The organism is Pseudomonas sp. F220, from assembly GCF_057813935.1.
This window is the reverse complement of record NZ_JBVASJ010000008.1, coordinates 70,433-94,582: the sequence shown is the minus strand read 5'-3', so window position 1 is coordinate 94,582 and position 24,150 is coordinate 70,433. Positions and strand designations below refer to the sequence as shown.

The following is a 24,150-nucleotide window of genomic DNA, read 5'->3' as shown; positions in this document are numbered from 1 at the left end:
ACATTGATGTCGACAGTTATACCGCTATCGCGAGCAAGCTCGGCTCCTACAGAGGTGCGGTTTACCGGTGCCAGGCACCCCCCTTTGAACCTACCGTGATCGAGTCCTGACGATGAACACTGAATTCCGCAAACCGCTGCCTGGCAGCCATCTGGATTACTTCGACGTCCGTGCGGCGGTCGATGGGATCAAGCCCGGTGCCTACGACACACTGCCTTATACCTCCCGTGTGCTGGCCGAAAACCTGGTGCGCCGTTGCGACCCGGCCACCCTGACCGACTCCCTGAAACAGCTGATCGAGCGCAAGCGCGATCTCGACTTCCCCTGGTTCCCGGCTCGCGTGGTGTGCCACGATATTCTCGGCCAGACCGCGCTGGTCGACCTCGCCGGCCTGCGTGACGCCATCGCGCTGCAAGGTGGTGATCCTGCGCAAGTGAACCCGGTGGTGCCGACCCAACTGATCGTCGACCACTCCCTGGCCGTTGAGTCTGGCGGCTTCGATCCTGAGGCGTTCGAAAAGAACCGCGCCATCGAAGACCGTCGCAACGAAGACCGCTTCCACTTCATCAACTGGACCAAAAAAGCCTTCAAGAACGTCGATGTGATCCCACCGGGCAACGGGATCATGCACCAGATCAACCTGGAGAAAATGTCTCCGGTGATCCAGGTGCGTGATGGCGTGGCCTTCCCCGATACCTGCGTGGGCACCGACAGTCATACCCCGCACGTCGATGCCCTTGGGGTGATCGCCATCGGTGTCGGTGGCCTTGAAGCAGAAAGCGTCATGCTCGGCCGCGCTTCCTGGATGCGCCTGCCGGAAATCGTCGGTGTCGAACTCACCGGCAAGTTGCAGCCGGGCATCACCGCCACTGACATGGTGCTGGCACTGACCGAGTTCCTGCGCCAGCAAAAGGTGGTCGGGGCTTGGCTGGAGTTTTTCGGTGAAGGTGCCTCGGCCCTGACCCTGGGCGATCGCGCGACCATCTCCAACATGGCTCCGGAATACGGTGCCACCGCGGCGATGTTCTATATCGACCAGCAGACCATCGACTACCTCAAGCTCACTGGCCGTGAAGACGAGCAGGTGAAACTGGTCGAGAGTTACGCCAAACAGACCGGCCTCTGGGCCGAAAGCCTGACGGGCGCGCAATACGAGCGTGGGCTGCGCTTTGATCTGTCTTCGGTGGTGCGCAACATGGCGGGCCCGAGCAATCCCCACGCCCGTGTAGCTACTTCGGAACTCGCGGCTCAAGGTATCTCTGGCCAGTGGGACGACGTTCCCGGTCAGATGCCGGACGGTGCGGTGATCATCGCTGCCATCACCAGTTGCACCAACACCAGCAACCCGCGCAACGTCATCGCCGCCGGCCTGCTGGCGCGCAATGCCAACAAGCTGGGGCTGACCCGCAAGCCGTGGGTCAAGTCGTCCCTGGCGCCGGGTTCGAAAACCGTGGCGCTGTACCTGGACGAAGCCGGCCTGACCAGCGAACTGGAGCAACTCGGTTTCGGCATCGTGGCCTTCGCCTGCACCACCTGCAACGGCATGTCCGGCGCGCTGGATCCGGTGATCCAGCAAGAAATCATCGACCGCGACCTGTACGCCACTGCTGTGCTGTCGGGCAACCGCAACTTCGACGGTCGAATCCACCCGTACGCCAAGCAAGCGTTCCTCGCATCGCCGCCACTGGTAGTGGCCTACGCCATTGCCGGGACCATCCGCTTCGATATCGAGAAGGATGTGCTGGGCCTGGATGCCGAAGGCAAGGAAATTCGTCTGAAGGACATCTGGCCATGCGACGAAGAGATCGACGCGGTGGTCAAGGCCTCGGTGAAACCGGAGCAGTTCCGCCAGGTCTACATCCCGATGTTCGCCATCCAGGAAGACACCGGTCCCAAGGTCAAACCGCTGTACGACTGGCGCGAGATGAGTACCTATATCCGCCGTCCGCCGTACTGGGAAGGCGCACTGGCTGGCGCTCGTCCGCTCAAGGGCATGCGCCCTCTGGCCGTGCTGCCGGATAACATCACCACCGACCACTTGTCGCCGTCGAACGCCATCATGCTCGACAGCGCGGCCGGTGAATACCTTGCCAAAATGGGCCTGCCAGAGGTGGACTTCAACTCTTACGCTACCCACCGCGGCGACCACTTGACCGCGCAGCGCGCCACTTTCGCCAACCCGAAACTGTTCAACGAAATGGTCCAGGAAAACGGCAAGGTCAAACAGGGTTCGCTGGCCCGCGTCGAGCCAGAAGGCAAAGTCATGCGCATGTGGGAAGCCATCGAGACTTACATGGAGCGCAAGCAGCCGCTGATCATCATCGCCGGTGCTGACTACGGTCAGGGTTCCTCCCGTGACTGGGCTGCCAAGGGCGTGCGCCTGGCCGGTGTCGAAGCCATTGCCGCCGAAGGCTTCGAACGCATCCACCGCACCAACCTGGTGGGCATGGGCGTGCTGCCGCTGGAGTTCAAAGCGGGCACTGATCGCAAGACCCTGGGCATCGATGGCAGTGAAACCTTCGACGTAATCGGCGAGCGTATTCCGCGTAGCACGCTGACCTTGGTGATCAACCGCAAGAACGGCGAGCGTGTCGAAGTGCCGGTCACCTGCCGTCTCGATACCGCCGAAGAGGTGTCGATCTACGAGGCCGGTGGTGTACTGCAGCGTTTCGCCCAGGACTTCCTCGAATCGGCTGTTGCTGTCTAACGCGATATGCGGCGGCGGGATGCCAACGTCCCGCCGCAGCTTATAAGGAAAAACATTCCCATGGCCCACGTACCGCAAATCAAGATTCCCGCCACCTACATGCGAGGCGGCACCAGCAAAGGCGTGTTCTTCAGCCTGCAAGACCTTCCCGAATCCGCTCAGGTCCCAGGCGCGGCCCGCGATGCACTGTTGCTGCGGGTGATCGGCAGTCCCGACCCTTACGACAAGCAGATCGACGGCATGGGCGCGGCGACCTCGAGCACCAGCAAAACGGTCATCCTGTCCAAAAGCACAAAGGCGGACCACGACGTCGATTACCTGTTCGGTCAGGTCTCCATCGACAAGCCCTTCGTTGACTGGAGCGGCAACTGCGGCAACCTCTCCGCTGCGGTCGGCGCATTCGCCATCAGCAGTGGCCTGGTGGACACTGGCCGCATTCCGCGCAACGGCGTAGCCATCGTGCGCATCTGGCAGGCCAACATCGGCAAGACCATCATCGCCCACGTGCCCATCACTGACGGCGCCGTGCAGGAAACCGGTGACTTCGAGCTCGACGGCGTTACCTTTCCTGCCGCCGAAGTCCAGCTCGAATTCATGGACCCGGCCGCTGAAGAAGAGGGCGCGGGCGGCTCGATGTTCCCAACCGGCAACCTGGTTGATGATCTGGAGGTGCCAGGCCTTGGCACGCTCAATGTGACGATGATCAATGCCGGTATTCCGACCATCTTCGTCAATGCCCAGGACATCGGCTACACCGGCACCGAGTTGCAGGGCGACATCAACGGCGACCCCAAGGCGCTGGCGATGTTCGAAACTATTCGCGCACACGGCGCCCTTCGCATGGGCCTGATTCAGCACATCGATGAAGCCGCCAAGCGTCAACACACGCCCAAGGTCGCCTTCGTCGCCAGACCAGCCGATTACCTCGCCTCCAGCGGCAAATCGATTTGCGCGGGTGACGTAGACCTGCTCGTACGCGCACTGTCCATGGGCAAGCTGCACCATGCCATGATGGGCACGGCCGCCGTGGCCATCGGCACCGCTGCGGCGATTCCGGGCACACTGGTGAACCTCGCGGCCGGCGGCACTGCGCGCAACGCGGTGCGCTTCGGCCACCCCTCGGGCACCCTGCGGGTGGGCGCTGAAGCCAGCCAGGTCAACGGTGAATGGACAGTGAAAAAAGCCATCATGAGCCGCAGCGCCCGGGTGCTGATGGAAGGTTGGGTGCGCGTGCCGGGTGATGCTTTCTAAGGCTGGCTTGCTCTCCGGTGAATGATAAGGCGGTGCGCCTGGCACACCGCGGCGCCTGCATCGCGAGCAAGCCCGCTCCCACATTAGATTTTCGGTGTGAGCACAATTGTGTGCAGGGCACCGATCCAGTGTGGGAGCGGGCTTGCTCGCGATGGCGGCGCCCCGTTCTCTCAGAAGACCAAGACAATTGTTCCCGCACTTAACCGAGGGAATCAAAGATGAGCGCTAACGTCGACCTGAACAACCGCCCTGACTACGACACTGTCCTGCAGGACATTGCCGACTACGTCCTGAACTTCAAGATAGGGTCCAAAGAAGCCCTGGACACCGCCCGCAACTGTCTGATGGACACCCTTGGTTGCGGCCTGCTGGCGCTGCGTTTTCCTGAGTGCACCAAGCACCTGGGGCCCATCGTCGAAGGCACTGTGGTTCCGTTCGGCGCCCGCGTACCGGGCACCCCTTTTCGCCTCGATCCGGTCAAGGCTGCCTGGGACATCGGCTGTATCGTTCGCTGGCTCGATTACAACGACACCTGGCTGGCCGCCGAGTGGGGCCATCCGTCCGACAACCTCGGTGGCATCCTCGCGGTAGCTGATCATTTGTCGCAGAAGCGCGTGGCCAATGGTGATGCGCCGTTGACTGTTCGCGCTGTGCTGGACGCGATGGTCATGGCCCACGAGATCCAGGGTGTGATCGCGCTGGAAAACTCCTTCAACCGCGTCGGCCTGGACCACGTGATTCTGGTGAAAGTCGCGTCCACCGCCGTCACCGCGAAACTGATGGGCGCCAACCGTGAGCAACTGTTGTCCGCGCTGTCCCACGCATTCGCCGATGGTCAGGCGCTGCGCACCTATCGTCACGCGCCGAACGCCGGTTCGCGTAAATCCTGGGCGGCGGGCGATGCGTCCAGCCGTGGCGTGCGTCTGGCAGACATCGCCATGCGTGGTGAAATGGGCATTCCGGGCGTGCTGACAGCAAAGCAGTGGGGCTTTTACGACGTGCTGTTCAGCCACACCAATAAGGATTTGGCGCTCAAGCCTGAAAACAAGCGCCAATTCTGCTTCTCGCAGAAATTCGGCACCTACGTGATGGAAAACGTGCTGTTCAAAATCAGCTTCCCGGCCGAGTTCCACGCGCAAACCGCCTGTGAAGCCGCCGTGACCCTGCACGCTCAGGTCAAGGATCGTCTGCACGACATCGATAAGATCGTCATCACCACTCACGAGTCGGCGATCCGCATCATCTCCAAAGTCGGCAACCTGGCCAACGCCGCTGACCGCGACCACTGTATTCAGTACATGACTGCCGTGCCGCTGGCCTTCGGCAATCTGGTGGCCGAGCATTACGAAGACGACTTCCACGCCGCCCATCCAGTCATCGACGAACTGCGCGAGAAGATGGTCATCGTCGAAGACCCGCGTTACACCCGCGAGTACCTGGAAGCCGACAAGCGTTCCATCGCCAACGCCTTGCAAGTGTTTTTCAAGGACGGATCGAGCACCGAGCAGGTGGTGGTTGAGTACCCGATCGGCCACCGTCGTCGGCGCACCGATGGTATCCCGCTGCTGGAGGACAAGTTCAAGGCCAACCTGGCAACCCGGTTCACCGCTCAGCGCACCGCTGAAATCTTTGCCCTGTGCAAGGATCAGGCGAAGCTTGAAGCGACGCCGGTCCACCGGTTCGTCGACTTGTTCGTGATCTGACGCTGATCGTTCCTACCTTTTCACCGGCAGCTTGGTAATGGCGAAGCCGGCCAACAGGATCGCGGAGTACATCATCAGCTCCCGGGAAATCGCCTGGCCTTCGTACCAGGCACCGATGATCACGGCGAACACCGGGAAAATAATGAACACGAAAGACAGGATGATCGGGCTGAGTCGCTTGAGCAGCATGAAGTAGACGATGAATCCGCCGACTGACGCCACCAGGCCCAGGTAGAGCAGGGCGCTCCACGAGCGCAGGGTAATCGCATTAAATACCGGCGCCTCGAACCACAATCCGGCCACGAACAGCATCAATCCGGCAATACCGATGGGCAGGGTGTTGTAGGTAATGACGCTGATGGCGCTGCCTTTTTTCTTGGTGATCACGTAGCACAGCGCATGCAGCACGGCGGCCGCGAGAATCGCCAGCACACCAAAGAGCTCTGCGTGATCCAGATGCAAGCCCTGGCTGCGGATAATCATGTACAAGCTGGCAAAGCCGATGGCGATGCCGACCACCTGCGAGAAGTAGATTCTTTCACGCAGAAACAGCGCGGAAAAAATCAGGATGAATACCGGCATGCAACTGAACAGCAGCGCCGTCAGGCCAGAGGAAACGTGCAGTTCGCCGTAGTTGAGCAGGTAGTACGGCACGCTGAAGTAGGACAGCGTGACGAATACGAAAAACCAGCGACTCTCTCTGGGAAACAACACCGGTTCGCGTCGCAGCAAGGCAAAACTCAGAAACAACGGGAAGGCGATCAGAAAACGCAGGCCCGCGGAGGTCAGTGGCGGCACGCTTTCAACGGCGATCTTGATGCCCAGCCAGGTAGTGCCCCAACTCAGGCAAACGATGAGGAACAGGAGGCTGGTGACCAGACCTGTCAGCCACTGCTTTTGGACTGTTTCGGTGGTTTCGATAGCGCTGGTGGCGGACATCCTGACATTCCTTCCGTGATCCGGAATTGACCTCTATATTGAAAGTCTTCATCCGGTAAGTGAACCTGTTAAAGCACGCTATTAGGGAAGATGATGGCTGTCAAAGTAAGTATTGCCATGGTGTCAATCATGCGTGGCGGGCTCTCCGGCGGGCTGGGTGCAAAGTACAAACGCCTGGCCGAGGCCATCGAAAAGGGCATACAGGAGGGGGCGATAGAACCCGGTTGCAAGCTGCCTCCCCATCGCCTGCTGTCGGACAGCCTGGGCGTCACCATTGGCACCATCAGTCGTGCCTACGGTGAGCTTGAGCGCTTGGGGTTGGTGGTTGCACGGGTCGGTGACGGCACCTACGTTCGTCAGCGCGGTATGGAGCGCCAGCGCGACCAAGGTTTTCGCAACGTCAGCGATGAACCTCGTCAACGTTTCGACATGAGTCGTAACATGCATATCCCTGGGCAGGAGACCGTCTTTATGGCGCAGAGTCTTCAGGCTCTGGCCGGCAATCGAAATGTTTTGCAGGGCATTAGCGGCTATACCGCAGACGTGGGGTTGCTTCGGTATCGCTCGGCGGGCGCGCGCTGGATGGCGCACAAGGATTTTGCGCCGGATCCTGAGCAGGTTATTTGCGTCAATGGCGGCCAGCATGGCTTGTTGTGTACGTTGATGGCGCTGCTTAAAGCGGGCGATACCCTGGTGACCGAGCAACTGACCTATCCGGGGCTGATCACCGTCGCGCGCATGCTGGGCATAAAGTTGATCGGTGTTGCGATGGATGACGAAGGGCTGTTGCCGTCCGCCCTGGATGAGGTCTGTCGGATCCATCGGGTGTCGGCGCTGTACTGCACGCCAACGATCCAGAATCCTACAACGGCGGTGCTGTCGGTCCCGCGACGGGAGGCCATAGCCAAGGTCTGCCGCGAGCACAATCTGCTGATTCTGGAAGACGAGGCCCATGCAGTACTGGTAGAGGATCGCCCGCTACCGCTCAGCTATTTCGCCCCGGAACGCACGATCCTGATCAGCAGCTTGAGCAAGGCGGTGGCTGCAGGTTTACGGGTAGGTTACCTGCATGTGCCCCAGGCGCTGGTCAGTCGGCTGTCTGCGGCGGTGCGATCAACCTGTTGGATGGCCACCCCGCTGACCCTGGAGTTGGCCACATCATGGATCGAGAATGGCATCGCAGAGCAGCTGTTATGGCAGCAGGTTGCAGAAATCAGTCGACGCAAGGCGCTGGTTACAGGGTTATTGACGGGGCTTGAATACAAAACCCAGCCCAACAGCCCGCATTTCTGGATCGAAGTCCCCGAGCCTTGGCGTGCTTCGGAAATCGAGGCTGAGCTCAAGCGTAATAATTATCTGATAGCCACTGCTGAGGCCTTTGCGGTGGGGCATGCCGCCGTGCCGCAATTCATTCGGGCGAGTGTTTGCAACACTTCGGATGATGATCAATTGCTGCGCGAAGGCTTCGAGGCACTGGCGACGGCTTTACGCGCTTAAAGTACCACCGCGTCATCGTTCATCGCGGGCAAGGACTGGGCGTCCCCCCTGCTCCTACATGGATCGCATTCATCCTGTAGGAGCAGGGGGGACGCCCAGTCCTTGCTCGCGATAGCGGTCTGACAGGCGATACAACAATTACTTGAACCGCCGCTCCACGCCTTTCTCCACCAGAATCTTCGCCGAAATTTCTTCCACCGAAAAATGAGTGGAGTTGATGTGCGCGATGTTTTCGCGGCGGAACAGATTCTCCACTTCCCGCACTTCGAATTCGCACTGGGCATAGCTCGAATAGCGGCTGTTGGGCTTGCGCTCATTACGGATCGCGGTGAGGCGGTCCGGGTCGATGGTCAGGCCGAACAGCTTGTTCTGATGGGCGCGCAGGGCTGTGGGCAGTTGCAGGCGCTCCATGTCGTCTTCGGTCAGTGGGTAGTTGGCCGCGCGGATGCCGAATTGCATGGCCATGTACAGGCAGGTCGGGGTCTTGCCGCAGCGCGAGACACCCACCAGGATCAGATCGGCCTTGTCGTAATAGTGCGTTCGGGCACCGTCGTCGTTGTCGAGGGCGAAGTTCACCGCCTCGATACGCTCCATATAGTTGGAGTTGTGACCAATGGAATGGGACTTGCCGACCGAATACGACGAATGCTCGCTCAACTCTTGCTCCAGTGGCGCGAGGAAAGTCGAGAAAATATCGATCATGAAACCATTGGAGGTTGCGAGGATCTCACGAATATCCTGGTTGACGATCGTGTCGAAGATGATCGGACGAAATCCGTCCTTTTCGGCGGCTATGTTGATTTGTTGTACCATGGCCCGCGCTTTGTCCACGTTGTCGATGTACGGTCGTATGACTTTGCTGAAGGTAATATTTTCGAACTGCGCCAACAGGCTTTGGCCGAGAGTTTCGGCTGTAATGCCCGTGCCGTCGGAGATAAAGAAAGCAGATCGTTTCATTTGCGCCTTGGGCCTTAAGCTAGTGACGATTCTTGGATATGATAGGCGCGATTTGTCGGCCTCGAATGGCCCGCATTCTCACTTATTTTCCAGGTCCAGGCCATATCGCTGGCAAACGCTCCCTTCGAGCAGCCAGTGTCCTGAGCTTTTCCAACACAGTTAGTGGAGAGATCACCTTGGTAGAGTACGTAGTTTCCCTCGATAAGCTCGGCGTCCATGATGTAGAGCATGTGGGGGGCAAGAACGCATCCCTGGGCGAGATGATCAGTAACCTTGCAGGTGCCGGTGTATCGGTTCCTGGTGGCTTTGCTACAACGGCTCAGGCTTACCGTGATTTCCTTGAACTAAGTGGTCTGAACAATCAGATCCACGCCGCCCTCGATGCGCTGGACATCGATGACGTGAATGCCCTGGCCAAAACCGGCGCGCAAATCCGTCAATGGATCATGGGCGCCGAATTCCCCGAGAAACTCAACGCCGAGATCCGCACCGCGTTCGCCGCGCTGTCGGCCGGCAACCCTGACATGGCCGTGGCCGTGCGCTCTTCGGCCACTGCTGAAGACTTGCCGGACGCTTCCTTCGCCGGCCAGCAGGAAACCTTCCTGAACATCCGTGGCGTCGAGAACGTCATTCGTGCCGCCAAGGAAGTGTTCGCTTCGCTGTTCAATGACCGTGCGATTTCCTACCGCGTACACCAGGGTTTCGACCACAAACTGGTTGCCTTGTCTGCCGGTGTGCAGCGCATGGTGCGTTCGGAAACCGGCACTGCCGGCGTGATGTTCACCCTCGACACCGAATCGGGTTTCCGTGACGTGGTGTTCATCACCGGCGCCTACGGCCTGGGTGAAACCGTCGTACAAGGCGCGGTAAACCCCGACGAATTCTACGTTCACAAGCACACGCTGGCAGCCGGTCGCCCGGCCATTTTGCGCCGCAACCTGGGCAGCAAAGCCATCAAGATGATCTACGGCGATGAAGCCAAAGCCGGCAAGTCGGTCAAGACCATCGATGTCGACAAGGCTGATCGCGCACGTTTCTGCCTCAGCGATGCTGAAGTCAGCGAGCTGGCCAAGCAGGCGATGATCATCGAGAAGCACTACAAGTGCCCGATGGACATCGAGTGGGCCAAAGATGGCGACGATGGCAAGCTGTACATCGTTCAGGCCCGTCCTGAAACCGTGAAAAGCCGTACCTCCGCCAACGTCATGGAGCGCTACCTGCTCAAAGAAACCGGCACTGTGCTGGTAGAAGGTCGCGCCATCGGTCAGCGCATCGGCGCCGGCAAGGTGCGGATCATCAAAGACGTTTCCGAGATGGACAAGGTTCAGCCGGGCGACGTTCTTGTTTCCGACATGACCGACCCGGACTGGGAACCGGTCATGAAGCGCGCCAGCGCCATCGTCACCAACCGTGGCGGACGTACTTGTCACGCGGCGATCATCGCTCGTGAGTTGGGCATCCCGGCCGTAGTGGGTTGCGGCAACGCCACCCAACTGTTGAAAGACGGACAGGGCGTTACCGTGTCCTGCGCTGAAGGCGACACTGGTTTCATCTTCGAAGGCGAACTGGGCTTCGATATCAAGAAGAACTCCGTCGACGCCATGCCTGATCTGCCGTTCAAGATCATGATGAACGTCGGTAACCCGGACCGTGCCTTCGATTTCGCGCAGTTGCCGAACGCCGGTGTGGGCCTGGCCCGTCTGGAATTCATCATCAACCGCATGATCGGCGTGCACCCTAAGGCGCTGCTGAACTACGCCGGGCTGCCGCAGGACATCAAGGACAGCGTCGACAAGCGCATCGCCGGCTACGACGATCCGGTCGGTTTCTATGTCGAGAAGCTGGTCGAAGGCATCAGTACCCTGGCCGCTGCGTTCTGGCCGAAAAAGGTCATCGTGCGCCTGTCGGACTTCAAGTCCAATGAATACGCCAACCTGATCGGCGGCAGGCTCTACGAGCCGGAAGAAGAAAACCCGATGCTGGGTTTTCGTGGCGCTTCGCGTTACATCAGCGAATCGTTCCGTGACTGCTTCGAACTCGAATGCCGCGCTCTCAAGCGTGTGCGCAACGAGATGGGCCTGACCAACGTCGAAATCATGGTGCCGTTCGTCCGTACCCTGGGCGAAGCGAGCCAGGTCATCGACCTGTTGGCAGAGAACGGTCTGGCGCGGGGCGAAAATGGCCTGCGCATCATCATGATGTGCGAACTGCCGTCCAACGCCATTCTGGCCGAAGAGTTCCTTGAGTTCTTCGACGGCTTCTCCATCGGCTCGAACGATCTGACCCAGTTGACGCTGGGCCTGGACCGGGACTCCGGGATCATCGCCCACCTGTTCGACGAGCGTAATCCGGCGGTCAAAAAGCTGTTGGCCAATGCTATTCAGGCGTGCAACAAGGCTGGCAAATACATCGGTATTTGCGGTCAGGGTCCTTCCGACCACCCGGATCTGGCCAAGTGGCTGATGGAGCAGGGTATCGAAAGCGTTTCATTGAACCCCGATTCCGTACTGGAAACCTGGTTCTTCCTGGCTGAAGGTCAGGCTGCGGTCTGAGTCGTTGAGTGAAGGGCCGATCAATGATCGGCCCTTTTAGGGTAGAAGTAGGGCGGGCTCCATGGATGCCGCCCTTTTTTGTGCAAGAGCATTATGCAAAGCAGCAGCAATCTATTTCCTGTCGCCTTGATCAGCGCCGAGCGTCGTGGCGATCTGAGCGAGGACGTCTATCGCTTGAAGCCGGGTAACAGCCCCGACGGCACCGTTGAACTGGCCGTCACCCGGCTGGGCATGGCCGATGGGCCTGAGGTCCGCGGCGTTCCGGTCGTGTTGCTTCACGGCAGTTTTTCCAATCGGCGTTTCTGGTATTCACCCAAAGGTCTGGGGCTGGGCGCTTATCTGGCGCGGGCCGGTTTTGATGTGTGGATTCCTGAGATGCGTGGTCACGGTTTGTCCCAGCGCAATCAGAACTACCGCAAGAATCGCGTTGCCGACTATGCCCGCTACGATCTGCCGGCGATTGCCGCGTTCGTTCGTGAGCAAAGTGGCCAGATTCCCCATTGGTTGGGCCATTCACTGGGCGGCATCACTCTGGCGGCGGCGTTGGGCGGCGAGTATCTGGGCTCGCCTGCCGTTGCGTCTGCAGCGTTTTTCGGTAGCCAGGTCAGCCGGACTTACTGGCCTTTGAAAATCCCGCCAGTGGAGTGGAGTGGACGTTTCATTTTGAAGCGCTTTGCTCAGATATCGGGTTCCCGGCTCAAGCGTGGCCCCGAGGACGAGCCGATTGGCCTGGCCCTGGAAGGTATGCGTTGGTACGGTCTGTTCGGCCGTTTTGGTGATGCTGATAAAGATTGGTGGTCGGGGCTGGCGCAGGTTCAGGTGCCAGTGCTGGCGGTGAGTGCGGAGGGTGATCATCAAGACCCGACATGGGCGTGCCGCAAACTCTTCGATCAATTTGGCTCAGAACAGCGGCAGTTCATTTGTCTGGGCCGTGAGCAGGGTTTTAGCGACAATTTCGGCCATGTGGAGATGCTGGTCAGCAAAAGTGCCCAGGCGCAAGTCTGGCCGCTGGTGGAGCGCTGGTTGAAAGATCAGGGAACACCGTTACTGACTCAAGAGTCGAATCTGGCCGCTGCAGTCTGAGCCAGCCGCTCTAACAAGGGCATTTCGCTCTGCTCGACTAACGGCTAAGATATGACGCACTGGGCTGTTTTGGTCACTTTCAGTTACTGAGTCAGCATTTATGTTCGTATCGCTTGAGCGTCTGATCAATCTGGAAGAAGGTTACCGACGGACTTTTCAGGTCGGTGGACGTAGCGTGCTTTTGCTGGTGCTGGATAATCAGCCATTACTGTTCGAAGACAGCTGCCCCCATCAAGGTGCGCTGCTGTCGGCGGGCACGCTGAGCGGCAATGTGCTGCGCTGCATGCGCCATGGCATTGAGTTTCAATTGCCCAGCGGGCGTGCCTTGCAGCCGTCCTGTCCGGGTTTGAACATGCTGAAACTGGTCTATGATGGTGACCGCATTGGGGTCGACGTCTAAGCTCAGGCCTTGAACATCCGTCGCCGGAGCTCGTTTTATTAGCGTAACCCCTGCGATTTTCGGCTCTCTCTATCGTGTTTTTTCCCTTACAGGAGTTTCTCGATGAACCATTACCTTACTCCCGATCTGTGCGACGCCTACCCGGAACTGGTACAGGTGCTCGAACCGATGTTCAGCAATTTTGGTGGTCGTGATTCCTTCGGCGGCGAAATCGTGACCATCAAGTGCTTCGAAGACAACTCGCTGGTTAAGGAGCAGGTCGAACTCAAAGGGAACGGCAAGGTACTGGTGGTCGATGGCGGTGGTTCACTGCGCCGTGCGTTGTTGGGCGACATGCTGGCCGAGAAAGCCGCGAAAAACGGTTGGGAAGGGCTGGTGATCTACGGCTGCATCCGTGATGTCGACGTCATTGCGCAAACCGATCTGGGCGTGCAGGCCCTCGCCAGTCACCCGATGAAGACCGACAGGCGCGGCGTTGGTGATCTCAACGTTGCTGTGACCTTTGCCGGCGTGACGTTTCGTCCAGGCGAGTACATCTATGCGGACAATAACGGCGTGATCATCTCGCCAAGCCCGCTGAAGATGCCTGAGTAAAGCGTCGAGCAGCCGTCGATTTTTAATAAAGGGGTAAGGATGTTCGAGGAAGAAAACGCGCAGTGGGGGCTGGTTCATGCCCTGGTGCTGGATGGTAAAGGCAGTGCGCGTTCGATTGCCCGGACTGAACTGGATGACCTGCAACTGCATCCCCATGAAAGCCTTTGGCTGCATTGGGATCGCAGTCACCCGCAAACCCAGACCTGGCTGCGTAAATCCAGTGGTCTGAGTGAGTTCAGCTGCGATTTGCTGCTTGAAGAAAATACCCGACCACGGCTGCTGCCGTTGCCGGACAGCGAACTGCTGCTATTTTTGCGCGGGATTAACCTCAATCCCGGGGCCGAGCCGGAAGATATGGTCTCGGTACGGATTTTCGCTTCAGCTCAACGCGTCATTTCATTGCGCTTGCGCCCCTTGCGGGCCACTGATGAGCTGCTGGTACAGCTGACCGAAGGAAAAGGACCGAAAACGGCTTCTGAACTCATCCTTTATATGGCTCAGTACCTGACGCACAAGGTCCAGGATCTGGTCAGCGATCTCTCGGAAATCGTCGACGATGAAGAAGAAAAGCTGGATTCCGACGAACGGTATGCGCCGGAGCATGGATCCGTTTTGCAGATCCGTCGGCGGGCTGCCGGGCTGAAACGTTTCCTGGCTCCGCAGCGGGATATTTTTGGTCAGCTTTCCCGGATCAAATTACCGTGGTTCGTCGATGACGATGGCGACTACTGGAACGAATTGAACAACAGCCTGACGCGCTACCTGGAAGAGCTGGAATTGACCAGAGAGCGCGTGGGGCTTGTGCTGGAGACCGACGATCGGCGTCTGAACGTGCGGATGAATCGCACGATGTACCGCTTCGGAATCATCACCGGGATCTTTCTGCCGATGAGTTTTTTGACCGGTTTGCTAGGGATAAATGTCGGTGGCGTGCCCTTCTCAGGGAACCCGTACGGCTTCGTCATCGCCTGTCTGATGATGGTCTCCGTGGCTCTGGGTCAATGGTGGTTATTCCGGCGTTTACGATGGGTCTGATGTTTTGGCATGTGACCTGAAGAATTTTGATCGCGTCTTTCACAGACATCCCGAGAGGTGCGTATGCACGATCCGTTCGAACAGTCTTTGCGTGACATGCTTAACGCGACGGTGTCCAACCGTGACGACGATGCTTGCCTGGGCCGCGTACTGAAAACCGCCAACCGTCAGGTGGGAGCGGGTGATCTGTTCAGTTTGCTGGGGCGCTGGTTGCCGGCGCTGATGATTGCCCTCAATAACGGTTCGGCCCACGTCTTGCCGGTTTCCCGTCGCCCTAAACCTAACGCCCGCACTGCTGATAAGGCTGATTGAATATGGAACTTGATCTCTGGACTCAGAGCCTCGTCACTGCGATGACTGCGTTGTGGACCAAGGTAGCGAACTTCATTCCTAACCTGTTCGGCGCACTGGTTGTGCTGCTGTTGGGTTTTGTCGTGGCCAAGCTGCTCGACACCTTACTCTCCAAATTACTGGCCAAACTGGGCCTCGATCGCCTGATGGGCGGTACCGGTTTGACCAAGTTGCTGTCCCGTGCGGGCCTTCAGGTTCCGATCTCGACATTGATCGGCAAGATCGTTTATTGGTTCGTCTTGCTGATTTTTCTGGTTTCTGCCGCAGAATCACTTGGTCTTGAGCGAGTTTCGGCTACGCTCGATATGTTGGCGCTGTATGTGCCGAAAGTATTCGGCGCCGCGCTGGTGCTGTTGGTAGGGGTGTTGCTGGCGCAGCTGGCCAATGGGCTGGTGCGTGGCGCGGCAGAAGGCGTAGGCCTGGATTACGCCGCAGGTCTTGGGCGTATTGCTCAAGGCTTGGTGATCATCATCAGTATTTCGGTCGCGATCAGCCAGTTGGAGGTCAAAACTGACCTGCTCAACCATGTGATCGTGATTGTGTTGATAACCGTTGGTCTGGCAGTTGCCTTGGCCATGGGGTTGGGAAGCAGGGAAATTGCCGGGCAAATTCTTGCGGGAATTTATGTGCGTGAGTTGTATCAGGTTGGGCAACAAGTACGTGTTGGCGAGGTCGAAGGTCAGATCGAAGAGATCGGCACGGTTAAAACTACATTGCTGACGGATGAGGGTGAGCTAGTCTCTCTCTCCAACCGGATTCTGCTGGAACAGCATGTAAGTAGCCGCTAACCCGGCAAACCCTGCTACTGTATGCCGCCGCAAAATGCCCGCTAACACAGGCAGCGGCGGACATTGACCTGACTGTCGGCCCGACTCGTTTTGAATAAAGCCCAATCGCTATCCATGCGCTACGACCCCCGAGAACTCTCCGATGAGGAGTTGGTTGAGCGTTCGCATGGGGAGCTGTTTCACGTAACACGCGCCTATGAAGAGTTGATGCGGCGCTATCAGAGAACCCTATTCAACGTTTGTGCACGATATTTAGGGAACGATCGTGACGCAGATGATGTCTGTCAGGAAGTGATGTTGAAGGTGTTGTACGGCTTGAAGAACTTCGAGGGAAAATCGAAGTTCAAGACATGGCTGTACAGCATCACGTACAACGAATGCATCACGCAGTATCGGAAGGAACGGCGAAAGCGTCGCTTGATGGACGCTTTGAGTCTTGACCCCCTCGAGGAAGCATCTGAAGAGAAGATGCCGAAACCTGAGGATAAGGGTGGACTTGATCGCTGGTTAGTGTATGTGAACCCGATCGATCGGGAAATTCTGGTGCTACGATTTGTCGCAGAGCTGGAATTTCAGGAGATCGCAGACATAATGCACATGGGTTTGAGTGCAACAAAAATGCGTTACAAGCGTGCTCTTGATAAATTGCGTGAGAAATTTGCAAGCATTGCTGAAACTTAGTTCGGCGCAAATATCTCTTACGTTCAGGCAAGTTCTGTTAGACTTGCCGCCGAGTTGTCCCCCGGTTTGCGGGACTGCTTTACAATCACCAGATGGGGATTTAACGGATGAAACTGAAAAACACCTTGGGCTTTGCCATTGGTTCTCTTATTGCCGCTACTTCGTTCGGCGCTCTGGCACAAGGCCAAGGCGCGGTCGAGGGTGAGGCTTTCTACAAGAAGCAGTACAACGACAGCATCAACGACGTTGAAGACGGTCGCCGTCCAGGCGTTTCGATCGGTTACTTCCTGACCGACGACGTTTCGGTCAACGCTACTTACGAGAAAGACGATTACACTCGTTCGAACAACGACACTGGCAGCCAGAAGATCAAAGGCGATCACTTCGGTCTGAAAGCCCAGTACCACTTCCTGCCAGTTGGCAGCCCAGTGCGTCCTTACGTTGAAGGCGGTGTATCCCACGGCAGCATGACCAACGTCGCTGCTGACGGTCACACTGGTCGTGACAAGTCCACCTTCCTGACCACTGGCGCTGGCGCCAAGTGGTACATCACTGACAACCTGTACGCTCGTGCTGGCGTTGAAGCCGACTACAAGCTGGACAACGGTCGTTGGGACTACGCTCCTGTGATCGGTCTGGGTGTTAACTTCGGTGGCGGCAACAAGCCTGCTCCTGCACCAGTTCCAGCTCCAGCTCCAGTAGCTGAGCCAGCACCAGAAGCTCCGGTTGCTGAAGTTGTTCGTGTTGAGCTGGACGTGAAGTTCGACTTCAACAAGTCGGTAGTCAAGCCTAACAGCTACGGCGACATCAAAAACCTCGCTGACTTCATGAAACAGTACCCAAGCACCACTACTACTGTTGAAGGTCACACTGACTCCGTCGGTCCTGACGCTTACAACCAGAAACTGTCCGAGCGTCGCGCTAGCGCCGTTAAACAGGTTCTGACCAACCAGTATGGTGTTGCACCGTCCCGCGTTCAGTCTGTTGGCTACGGCAAATCCCGCCCAGTTGCTGATAACGCAACTGAAGCTGGTCGCGCTGTTAACCGTCGCGTAGAAGCGAAGGTAGAAGCTCAAGCTCAGTAATTAGCTTGCAGCTCTGAAAAGCCCGGCTTAGGCCGGGCTTTTCTTTGTCTGCGATTTGGTGATTTGGCTTGTAGGAGATTGGCGTTCGTTCGGCAATGGCGGAGGTATGCGATCGGAGTAGAAGCTGGCGCAGCCTGCGATCTTTTGACGGTGCAGGGAGTACCGAAGATCAAGATCAACAGATCGTCCGAACGCGGCCCGAACCTGCGGCAGCTCCTACAGGGCCGCCTCTGAACGCCAAGCTGTAGGCTGCGATCTTTTGGCGTCTTCATAGGCCGCCACCGCTCCAATCACCAGAATGGCAGGGCTTTTGAGCTGGAAGGCGAGGGCATCTTCCTGCATGGCTGTCAGATCGCTCCGACATTCCCTTTGCTGGGGTAGCGAAGCGTTTTCGATCATCGCCACGGGTGTATCCGCCGCAAGACCACCGGCTAGCAATTGGTCGCGAATTTCGCCCAACTTGGCAACGCCCATGTAAATCACCAGCGTCGTGCCGCTTTGGGCCAAAGCCTGCCAGTTCAGGCTGCTGTCATCCTGAGTGTGGGCGGTCACCAGGGTCACACCACGGCTGATGCCGCGCAGCGTCAACGAGATATCGCATTGTGTGGCACCGGCAAGACCTGCGGTGATGCCATTGACCAGTTCGACCTCTATTCCATGGGTTCTCAGCCACTGCGCTTCTTCACCGCCGCGTCCGAAAATGCACGGATCACCGCCCTTGAGCCGCACCACGCATTTGCCTTGGCGGGCATAGCGCAGCATCAAGCGATGAATGAACGCTTGCGGCGTGGAGCGACAGCCCCCGCGTTTACCCACGGGGATGATGCGAGCCGTTGGGCAATGAACCAGGACGGCGTCGTTCACCAGATCATCGATCAGCACCACATCGGCGTCCCCCAGTGCCCGCACGGCTTTGAGGGTCAGCAACTCGGGGTCGCCAGGACCTGCACCCACCAGCCAGACTTTTGCGCTCATGTTCAATTCCTCACGAAGTGATGGCTATCGGTTGGGCGGTGACAGCCAACAGACGCTTGATTTCCGGTACGCAGGAGCCGCATTGAGTGCCGCAGCCCAATTCTTGTTTCAAACCATTCAAATCCAGGCCGCGGCTGATGCCGGCACACACCGCTCTTTCGCTGACGTTTTTGCAGTTGCATAAGGTTTTACTACTGGAGGCGGAGCTGCTGGCGTTGCCTGGCGGGGTGCTTAGCGGCGCCAGTAGCCAGCGACGCAATTGCTCGTCGGCGCTCCCCTCGAGCCACAGGTTTTGTAGCCAATGCCGGGCAAGGGTTTCTCCGGCCAGGCGAATGGCAGTGATTCGCCCATTCTCGATCCGGACCCGTTTACCAATGGAGCGCCGCGGGTCGTCATAGGCCAATACCGGTCCGTCGTTGAGCCCCAACAGTTGATCAATGTCCCTGAGCATCTGCGGATCGGGTGCCTGAGCGCTTGCAGCACGAATCAACAGCGCCGGACGCTCGCGGCCGGTCAGGCTGAGGCTGACGTAGGCAAAGCCCTCACAGAGCGGTCTCAGGGCCTCGAAATGCTTCTGCACATCGCCTTCGATCAAGGCGAACAGATGCCATGGCAACTGCACCGGCTCAATGCGCACGCCGCTGTGTTTGAGTTCCGGTTGTTTGGACAGTGGGTCGAATGCCGGTTGCGTGACGGTATTGATACCGCCCTTGAGGAAGCGATCGCCCCAGTGCATGGGCAGGAAGGCTTGACCTGGGCGCACGCTGTCATCGCTATCCACCGCGACGATCAGGCTGCCCCGACGGCTTTTCAGGCTGACCAGATCCCCGGTTTGTAGCCTGTGTCGGCGCAACTCGTCAGGGTGCAGGCTCAGAACGGCTTCGCTGACGTGTCCGAACAGTTGAGCAGCCGTGCCGGTGCGGCTCATGCCGTGCCATTGATCGCGCAGGCGCCCGGTGATCAGCGTCAGTGGGAAGCGGGCGTCGCGCTGCTCCTTGGCGGCGCGGTAGGGGTCAGCAACGAAGCTCGCCCGACCGCTGGGTGTCGGAAAGATACCGTCGCCATACAAACGCACCGTGCCGCGTTGTGCTCCTCGAGGGAAGGGCCATTGTTGCGGGCCGATTTGGTCGAGCAGGGCATGGCTGATGCCGGACAGATCGAGGTCACGGTCGCGGGTCAGCTCTTTGTATTCATCGAACACCTGTGCCGGATCGTTGAAGGCGAACAGGCTTGGCTGTCCAGGGCGCAGGCGCTGTTCCAGGCGCTGAGCGAAATCCACGGTGATCGCCCAGTCTGCCCGGGCTTCTGCGGGTGCGGTAATGGCGCGGCGAACGTGGGAAATACGCCGTTCCGAATTGGTGACCGTGCCTTCCTTCTCGCCCCAGCTGGCGGCGGGCAACAACAGGTCGGCAAACGGCGCGGTTTCCGTCGTGCGAAAGGCTTCCTGCAGGACAACGAACGGACAAGCCTTCAAGGCCTCGCGCACCGCATTCTGATCCGGCAGCGATTGAGCCGGGTTGGTGCAAGCGATCCACAGGGCTTTGATCTTGCCGCTCTGGACTTGCTCGAAGAGCTCGATGGCGGTCAGTCCGGTGCTTTCGGGCAAGCGCTCGACACCCCAATAGGCTGCGACTTCTGCCCGGTGTTCAGGGTTGGCGGCCTCGCGGTGGCCCGGCAGCAAGTTCGACAGGCTGCCGGTTTCGCGACCGCCCATGGCATTCGGCTGACCCGTCAGGGAGAAGGGGCCGGCACCAGGTCGGCCGATTTGCCCGGTGGCCAGGTGCAAGTTGATCAGCGCGCTGTTTTTCGCACTGCCGGCCGTGGACTGGTTGAGCCCCATGCACCACAGCGACAGAAAGCTTGGCGAGGTGCCAATCCACTCCGCACATTGCTGCAGCTGCTCGACACTGATCCCGCACAGCTGCGCGACCATTTGCGGGGTGTAATCGCGCACCAGGTTTTTCAGTTCGGCCAAGCCTTCGGTGTGGGCCTTGATGAACTCACGGTCGACCCAGTCTTCCCACAGCAGCAGGTGCAAAATCCCATGAAACAGCGCGACATCGGTGCCCGGCAGAATGGCCATGTGCAGGTCCGCCAGATCGCAGGTATCGGTGCGTCGCGGGTCGATGACGATGACTTTCATCTGCGGCCGGCGACTTTTGGCTTCTTCCAGGCGACGAAACAGCACCGGGTGGGCGTAGGCCATGTTGCTGCCGACGATCATCACGCAGTCGCTCAGCTCAAGGTCTTCATAGCTGCACGGCGGGGCGTCGGCACCGAGGCTGCGTTTGTAGCCAACCACCGCCGAAGACATGCACAGCCGTGAATTGCTGTCGATGTTATTGGTGCCGACCAGCGCTCGTGCCAGCTTGTTGAAGGTGTAGTAGTCCTCGGTCAGCAGTTGCCCGGAAATGTAGAACGCCACGCTGTCCGGGCCGTGCTCGGTGATGGTGTCGGCAAACACATTGGCTGCGTGATCCAGCGCGGTGTCCCAATCGGTGCGGCTGCGGGCCAGGCTTTTGCTCAGCCGCAGTTCCGGGTACAGCGCCCGCGCCGCGAGGTCGCCCGTCAGGTGCAGGCTGGCGCCTTTGCTGCACAGCTTGCCGAAGTTGGCCGGGTGCGTCGGATCGCCGCTGACGCCGAGGATGTGCTCGCCATCATGCTCGATCAGTACGCCGCAACCGACCCCGCAATAACAGCAGGTCGAGGCGGTCGTCTGGCGGTTCATCAGCCTGCGTCCCGCAGTGCCAGCATGACCCGACCATTCTCCACGCGTGCCGGATGGTGGTGCGCGCAGCCAATGTCCGGCGCTTGGGCTTCGCCGGATTCCAGGTCGATCTGCCAGTTGTGCAGCGGGCAGGCAACGCGCTTGCCGTAGATCAGGCCTTGTGAGAGCGGGCCACCTTTGTGTGGGCAGCGATCATCGAGGGCGAAAACTTCATTGTCACTTGTACGAAAGATCGCGATATCACCTTTTGGGCCATTGATGATGCGCGAGCCGAGGGTGTTGATTTCTTCCAGTGCGCAGATATCCAGCCAGTTCATAGCGATACCTCAAGCTGTTTCACGGTGATGGTGTCGAATTCCTTCTTCAGCAGCGGCTGTTCCAGGCGCTCTTTCCACGGGTCTTGCTCGAACGACAGGGAGAATTGCAGACGATCATTCAGTGCCTTGCGTCTCTGCGGGTCTTCCAGCACGGCTTTCTTGATGTGCTCCATGCCGACCCGTTGCAGGTAGTGCACGGTGCGTTCCAGGTAGAAGGCTTCTTCGCGGTAAAGCTGTAGGAAAGCGCCGTTGTACTCGCGCACTTCGTCGGCGGTTTTCAGCTTGACGAAGAACTCTGCAACTTCGGTTTTGATCCCGCCGTTGCCGCCGATGTACATCTCCCAGCCCGAATCCACACCGATGATGCCGACGTCCTTGATTCCGGCTTCCGAGCAGTTGCGTGGGCAGCCGGAGACCGCCAGCTTGACCTTGTGCGGCGACCACATGTTGAACAGGTCATGTTCCAGCTCGATACCCAGTTGGGTGGAGTTTTGCGTACCGAAGCGGCAGAACTCGCTGCCGACGCAGGTCTTCACGGTACGGATGGATTTGCCGTAGGCGTGGCCGGACGGCATGTCGAGGTCTTTCCAGACACCCGGCAAGTCTTGCTTCTTGATTCCCAGCAAGTCGATACGCTGACCGCCGGTGACCTTGACCATCGGCACGTTGTATTTGTCCGCCACATCCGCGATGCGCCGCAGCTCGGAAGGGTTGGTCACGCCGCCCCACATCCGTGGAACCACCGAGTAAGTGCCGTCTTTCTGGATATTGGCGTGGGCCCGTTCGTTGATCAGGCGCGATTGCGGGTCGTCCTTGGCTTCCCCCGGCCAGGCGGAAATCAGGTAGTAGTTCAGCGCCGGACGGCAGGTGGCGCAGCCGTTGGGCGTGCGCCAGTTCAGGTAGCTCATGGTCCCGGCGATGGTCAGCAAATGCTGCTCGCGGATCGCCTGGCGGATTTGCCCGTGATTGAGGTCGCTGCAGCCACAGATGGCTTTTTCGCTTTTTGGTTTGACGTCTGCCGCGCCACCGACGGTGTTGATCAGGATCTGCTCCACCAACCCGGCACAGGAGCCGCAGGAGCTGGCGGCTTTGGTGTGCTTCTTGACCTCATCGACGCTGAACAGGCCGTGTTCCTGAATCGCCTTGACGATGGTGCCTTTGCATACGCCATTGCAACCGCAGACTTCAGCGGTGTCGGCCATGCCCATGGCTTTGTCCTGACCCTGATGTCCTACATCGCCGATCGCGTTTTCGCCGAACATCAGGTGGTCGCGGATTTCGCCGATGCCGTGGTTTTCGCGGATTTGCCGGAAATACCAACCGCCGTCGGCGGTGTCGCCATACAGGCAGGCGCCGACCAGCACGTCATCCTTGATCACCAGCTTCTTGTAGACACCGCCGATAGGGTCGGAAAGGGTGATGGTTTCGGTACCTTCGCCGCCCATGAAATCGCCGGCGGAGAACAGGTCGATACCGGTGACTTTCAATTTGGTCGAGGTGACCGAGCCTTGATAGCGGGCGAAGCCCAGTTGCGCGAGGTGGTTGGCGCAGACTTTGGCTTGTTCGAACAGAGGCGCGACCAGGCCATAGGCGATGCCGCGGTGACTGGCGCATTCGCCGATCGCATAGATCCGTGGGTCGTAGGTTTGCAGGGTGTCGTTGACCAGGATCCCGCGGTTGCAGGGAATGCCGGATTTTTCTGCGAGTTCGGTGTTCGGTCGGATACCGGCGGCCATCACCACCAGGTCCGCAGGAATTACGTCGCCATTCTTGAATTGCACCGAGCCGACCCGGCCGTTACCGGCGTCGTGCAAGGCTTGGGTCTGTTCGCACAGGCGAAAGTTCAAACCGCGACTTTCCAGGGCGTTTTGCAGCAGTTCACCACTGGTTTTGTCCAGTTGCCGTTCCATCAGCCATTCGCCGATGTGCACCACGGTTACGTGCATGCCCCGCAGCATTAGCCCGTTGGCGGCTTCCAGGCCAAGCAGGCCGCCGCCGATGACCACCGCGTGCGTGTGGGTTTTGGCGGTGTCGATCATGGCCTGGGTGTCGGCGATATCGCGGTAGCCGATGACGCCCTGCAAGGTGTTGCCAGGAATCGGCAGAATGAACGGCGTTGAGCCGGTGGCGATCAGCAAACGGTCGTATTCAGCTTCGGTGCCATCTTCGGCAATCACTCGGCGTTTGACCCGGTCGATCTGCACCACTTTGCGGTTGAGCAGCAGTTTGACGTTGTTGTCCAGGTACCAGCTCAAATCGTTGAGCACGATCTCTTCGAACGTCTGCTCACCGGCTAGCACCGGCGATAGCAGAATGCGGTTGTAGTTGGTGTGGGGTTCGGCGCCGAAGACCGTGATGTCGTACAGCTCGTTACTCAGCTTGAGCAATTCTTCGAGGGTGCGAACCCCCGCCATGCCGTTGCCGATCATCACCAGTTTGAGTTTTTTCATAAGAATCTCCGGGGGAGCTCAGTCCTGCCTCATCAGGGCGGTCGGACTGGCTCGACA

General features: G+C 58.8%; 19 protein-coding genes. 13 read left to right on the top strand and 6 right to left on the bottom strand.

The features are described from left to right. The first annotated feature begins 112 nt into the window (after positions 1-112). The 3 genes from acnD to prpD all read left to right on the top strand — a co-directional run bounded on the left by acnD (position 113) and on the right by prpD (position 5,661). A complete protein-coding gene (gene acnD, locus ACZYSM_RS10150) occupies positions 113-2,707 on the top strand; it encodes a Fe/S-dependent 2-methylisocitrate dehydratase AcnD (protein WP_489071300.1) in 2,595 nt (864 codons plus the stop codon). Between the two features lie 60 nt (positions 2,708-2,767). Further along, positions 2,768-3,958, top strand: a complete 1,191-nt coding sequence (prpF, locus tag ACZYSM_RS10145; RefSeq protein ID WP_489071298.1) for a 2-methylaconitate cis-trans isomerase PrpF — start codon at positions 2,768-2,770, stop codon at positions 3,956-3,958. 218 nt (positions 3,959-4,176) lie between these two features. Beyond that, positions 4,177-5,661, top strand: a complete 1,485-nt coding sequence (gene prpD / locus ACZYSM_RS10140) for a 2-methylcitrate dehydratase (protein WP_489071296.1) — start codon at positions 4,177-4,179, stop codon at positions 5,659-5,661. Between the two features lie 12 nt (positions 5,662-5,673). On the opposite strand, the gene ACZYSM_RS10135 is transcribed toward prpD, so the two are convergent. After that, positions 5,674-6,549 carry a DMT family transporter gene (locus ACZYSM_RS10135; protein ID WP_489071456.1) on the bottom strand — a complete coding sequence of 292 codons (876 nt, stop codon included), beginning with the start codon at positions 6,547-6,549 and terminating at the stop codon, positions 5,674-5,676. A 144-nt stretch (positions 6,550-6,693) separates the two neighbouring features. Here ACZYSM_RS10135 and ACZYSM_RS10130 point away from each other — a divergent pair, with 144 nt between their 5' ends. Then, the gene (locus ACZYSM_RS10130; protein WP_489071294.1) at positions 6,694-8,097 is read left to right on the top strand and encodes an aminotransferase-like domain-containing protein; all 1,404 of its coding nucleotides are present in this window, start codon (positions 6,694-6,696) and stop codon (positions 8,095-8,097) included. Between the two features lie 138 nt (positions 8,098-8,235). On the opposite strand, the gene ppsR is transcribed toward ACZYSM_RS10130, so the two are convergent. After that, positions 8,236-9,054: a posphoenolpyruvate synthetase regulatory kinase/phosphorylase PpsR gene (gene ppsR / locus ACZYSM_RS10125; protein WP_489071292.1), complete on the bottom strand. Its 819-nt coding sequence runs from the start codon at positions 9,052-9,054 to the stop codon at positions 8,236-8,238. Positions 9,055-9,230: 176 nt separating this feature from the next. On the opposite strand from ppsR, the gene ppsA reads away from it, so the two are divergent. The 9 genes from ppsA to ACZYSM_RS10080 all read left to right on the top strand — a co-directional run bounded on the left by ppsA (position 9,231) and on the right by ACZYSM_RS10080 (position 17,623). Then, on the top strand, positions 9,231-11,606 hold the full coding sequence (ppsA, locus tag ACZYSM_RS10120; protein ID WP_489071290.1) for a phosphoenolpyruvate synthase: 2,376 nt from the start codon (positions 9,231-9,233) through the stop codon (positions 11,604-11,606). A gap of 93 nt (positions 11,607-11,699) precedes the next feature. After that, positions 11,700-12,689 carry an alpha/beta fold hydrolase gene (locus tag ACZYSM_RS10115; protein ID WP_489071288.1) on the top strand — a complete coding sequence of 330 codons (990 nt, stop codon included), beginning with the start codon at positions 11,700-11,702 and terminating at the stop codon, positions 12,687-12,689. A 100-nt stretch (positions 12,690-12,789) separates the two neighbouring features. Beyond that, entirely contained in the window at positions 12,790-13,089 is a 300-nt protein-coding gene (locus ACZYSM_RS10110) for a Rieske (2Fe-2S) protein (RefSeq protein WP_489071286.1), read from the top strand. Between the two features lie 102 nt (positions 13,090-13,191). Further along, positions 13,192-13,683, top strand: a complete 492-nt coding sequence (gene rraA, locus ACZYSM_RS10105) for a ribonuclease E activity regulator RraA (protein ID WP_489071284.1) — start codon at positions 13,192-13,194, stop codon at positions 13,681-13,683. A 39-nt stretch (positions 13,684-13,722) separates the two neighbouring features. Then, the gene (locus ACZYSM_RS10100; protein WP_489071282.1) at positions 13,723-14,718 is read left to right on the top strand and encodes a zinc transporter ZntB; all 996 of its coding nucleotides are present in this window, start codon (positions 13,723-13,725) and stop codon (positions 14,716-14,718) included. 63 nt (positions 14,719-14,781) lie between these two features. After that, positions 14,782-15,030, top strand: coding sequence for a CrfX protein (locus ACZYSM_RS10095; protein ID WP_489071280.1), 249 nt, complete (start codon positions 14,782-14,784; stop codon positions 15,028-15,030). A 2-nt stretch (positions 15,031-15,032) separates the two neighbouring features. Continuing rightward, complete coding sequence (locus tag ACZYSM_RS10090) at positions 15,033-15,857, top strand: mechanosensitive ion channel family protein (protein ID WP_046053154.1); 825 nt, start codon at positions 15,033-15,035, stop codon at positions 15,855-15,857. 90 nt (positions 15,858-15,947) lie between these two features. Further along, positions 15,948-16,538, top strand: a complete 591-nt coding sequence (sigX, locus tag ACZYSM_RS10085) for an RNA polymerase sigma factor SigX (RefSeq protein WP_489071277.1) — start codon at positions 15,948-15,950, stop codon at positions 16,536-16,538. Positions 16,539-16,645: 107 nt separating this feature from the next. After that, positions 16,646-17,623 (top strand): OmpA family protein, encoded by a 978-nt coding sequence (locus tag ACZYSM_RS10080; RefSeq protein ID WP_489071275.1) that lies wholly within the window; start codon positions 16,646-16,648, stop codon positions 17,621-17,623. Between the two features lie 216 nt (positions 17,624-17,839). Here the strand turns inward: ACZYSM_RS10080 and cobA are convergent, their stop codons facing one another. The 4 genes from cobA to nirB are packed head-to-tail and all read right to left on the bottom strand — an operon-like array spanning position 17,840 to position 24,093. Beyond that, positions 17,840-18,598 carry a uroporphyrinogen-III C-methyltransferase gene (gene cobA, locus ACZYSM_RS10075; RefSeq protein ID WP_489071273.1) on the bottom strand — a complete coding sequence of 253 codons (759 nt, stop codon included), beginning with the start codon at positions 18,596-18,598 and terminating at the stop codon, positions 17,840-17,842. Positions 18,599-18,608: 10 nt separating this feature from the next. Further along, entirely contained in the window at positions 18,609-21,326 is a 2,718-nt protein-coding gene (locus ACZYSM_RS10070) for a nitrate reductase (protein WP_489071271.1), read from the bottom strand. Continuing rightward, entirely contained in the window at positions 21,326-21,643 is a 318-nt protein-coding gene (nirD, locus tag ACZYSM_RS10065; RefSeq protein ID WP_489071269.1) for a nitrite reductase small subunit NirD, read from the bottom strand. Before nirD ends, ACZYSM_RS10070 begins: the two co-directional genes overlap by 1 nt. Next, entirely contained in the window at positions 21,640-24,093 is a 2,454-nt protein-coding gene (gene nirB / locus ACZYSM_RS10060; protein WP_489071267.1) for a nitrite reductase large subunit NirB, read from the bottom strand. The genes nirD and nirB overlap by 4 nt, the downstream gene beginning before the upstream one ends. Positions 24,094-24,150 lie beyond the last annotated feature (57 nt).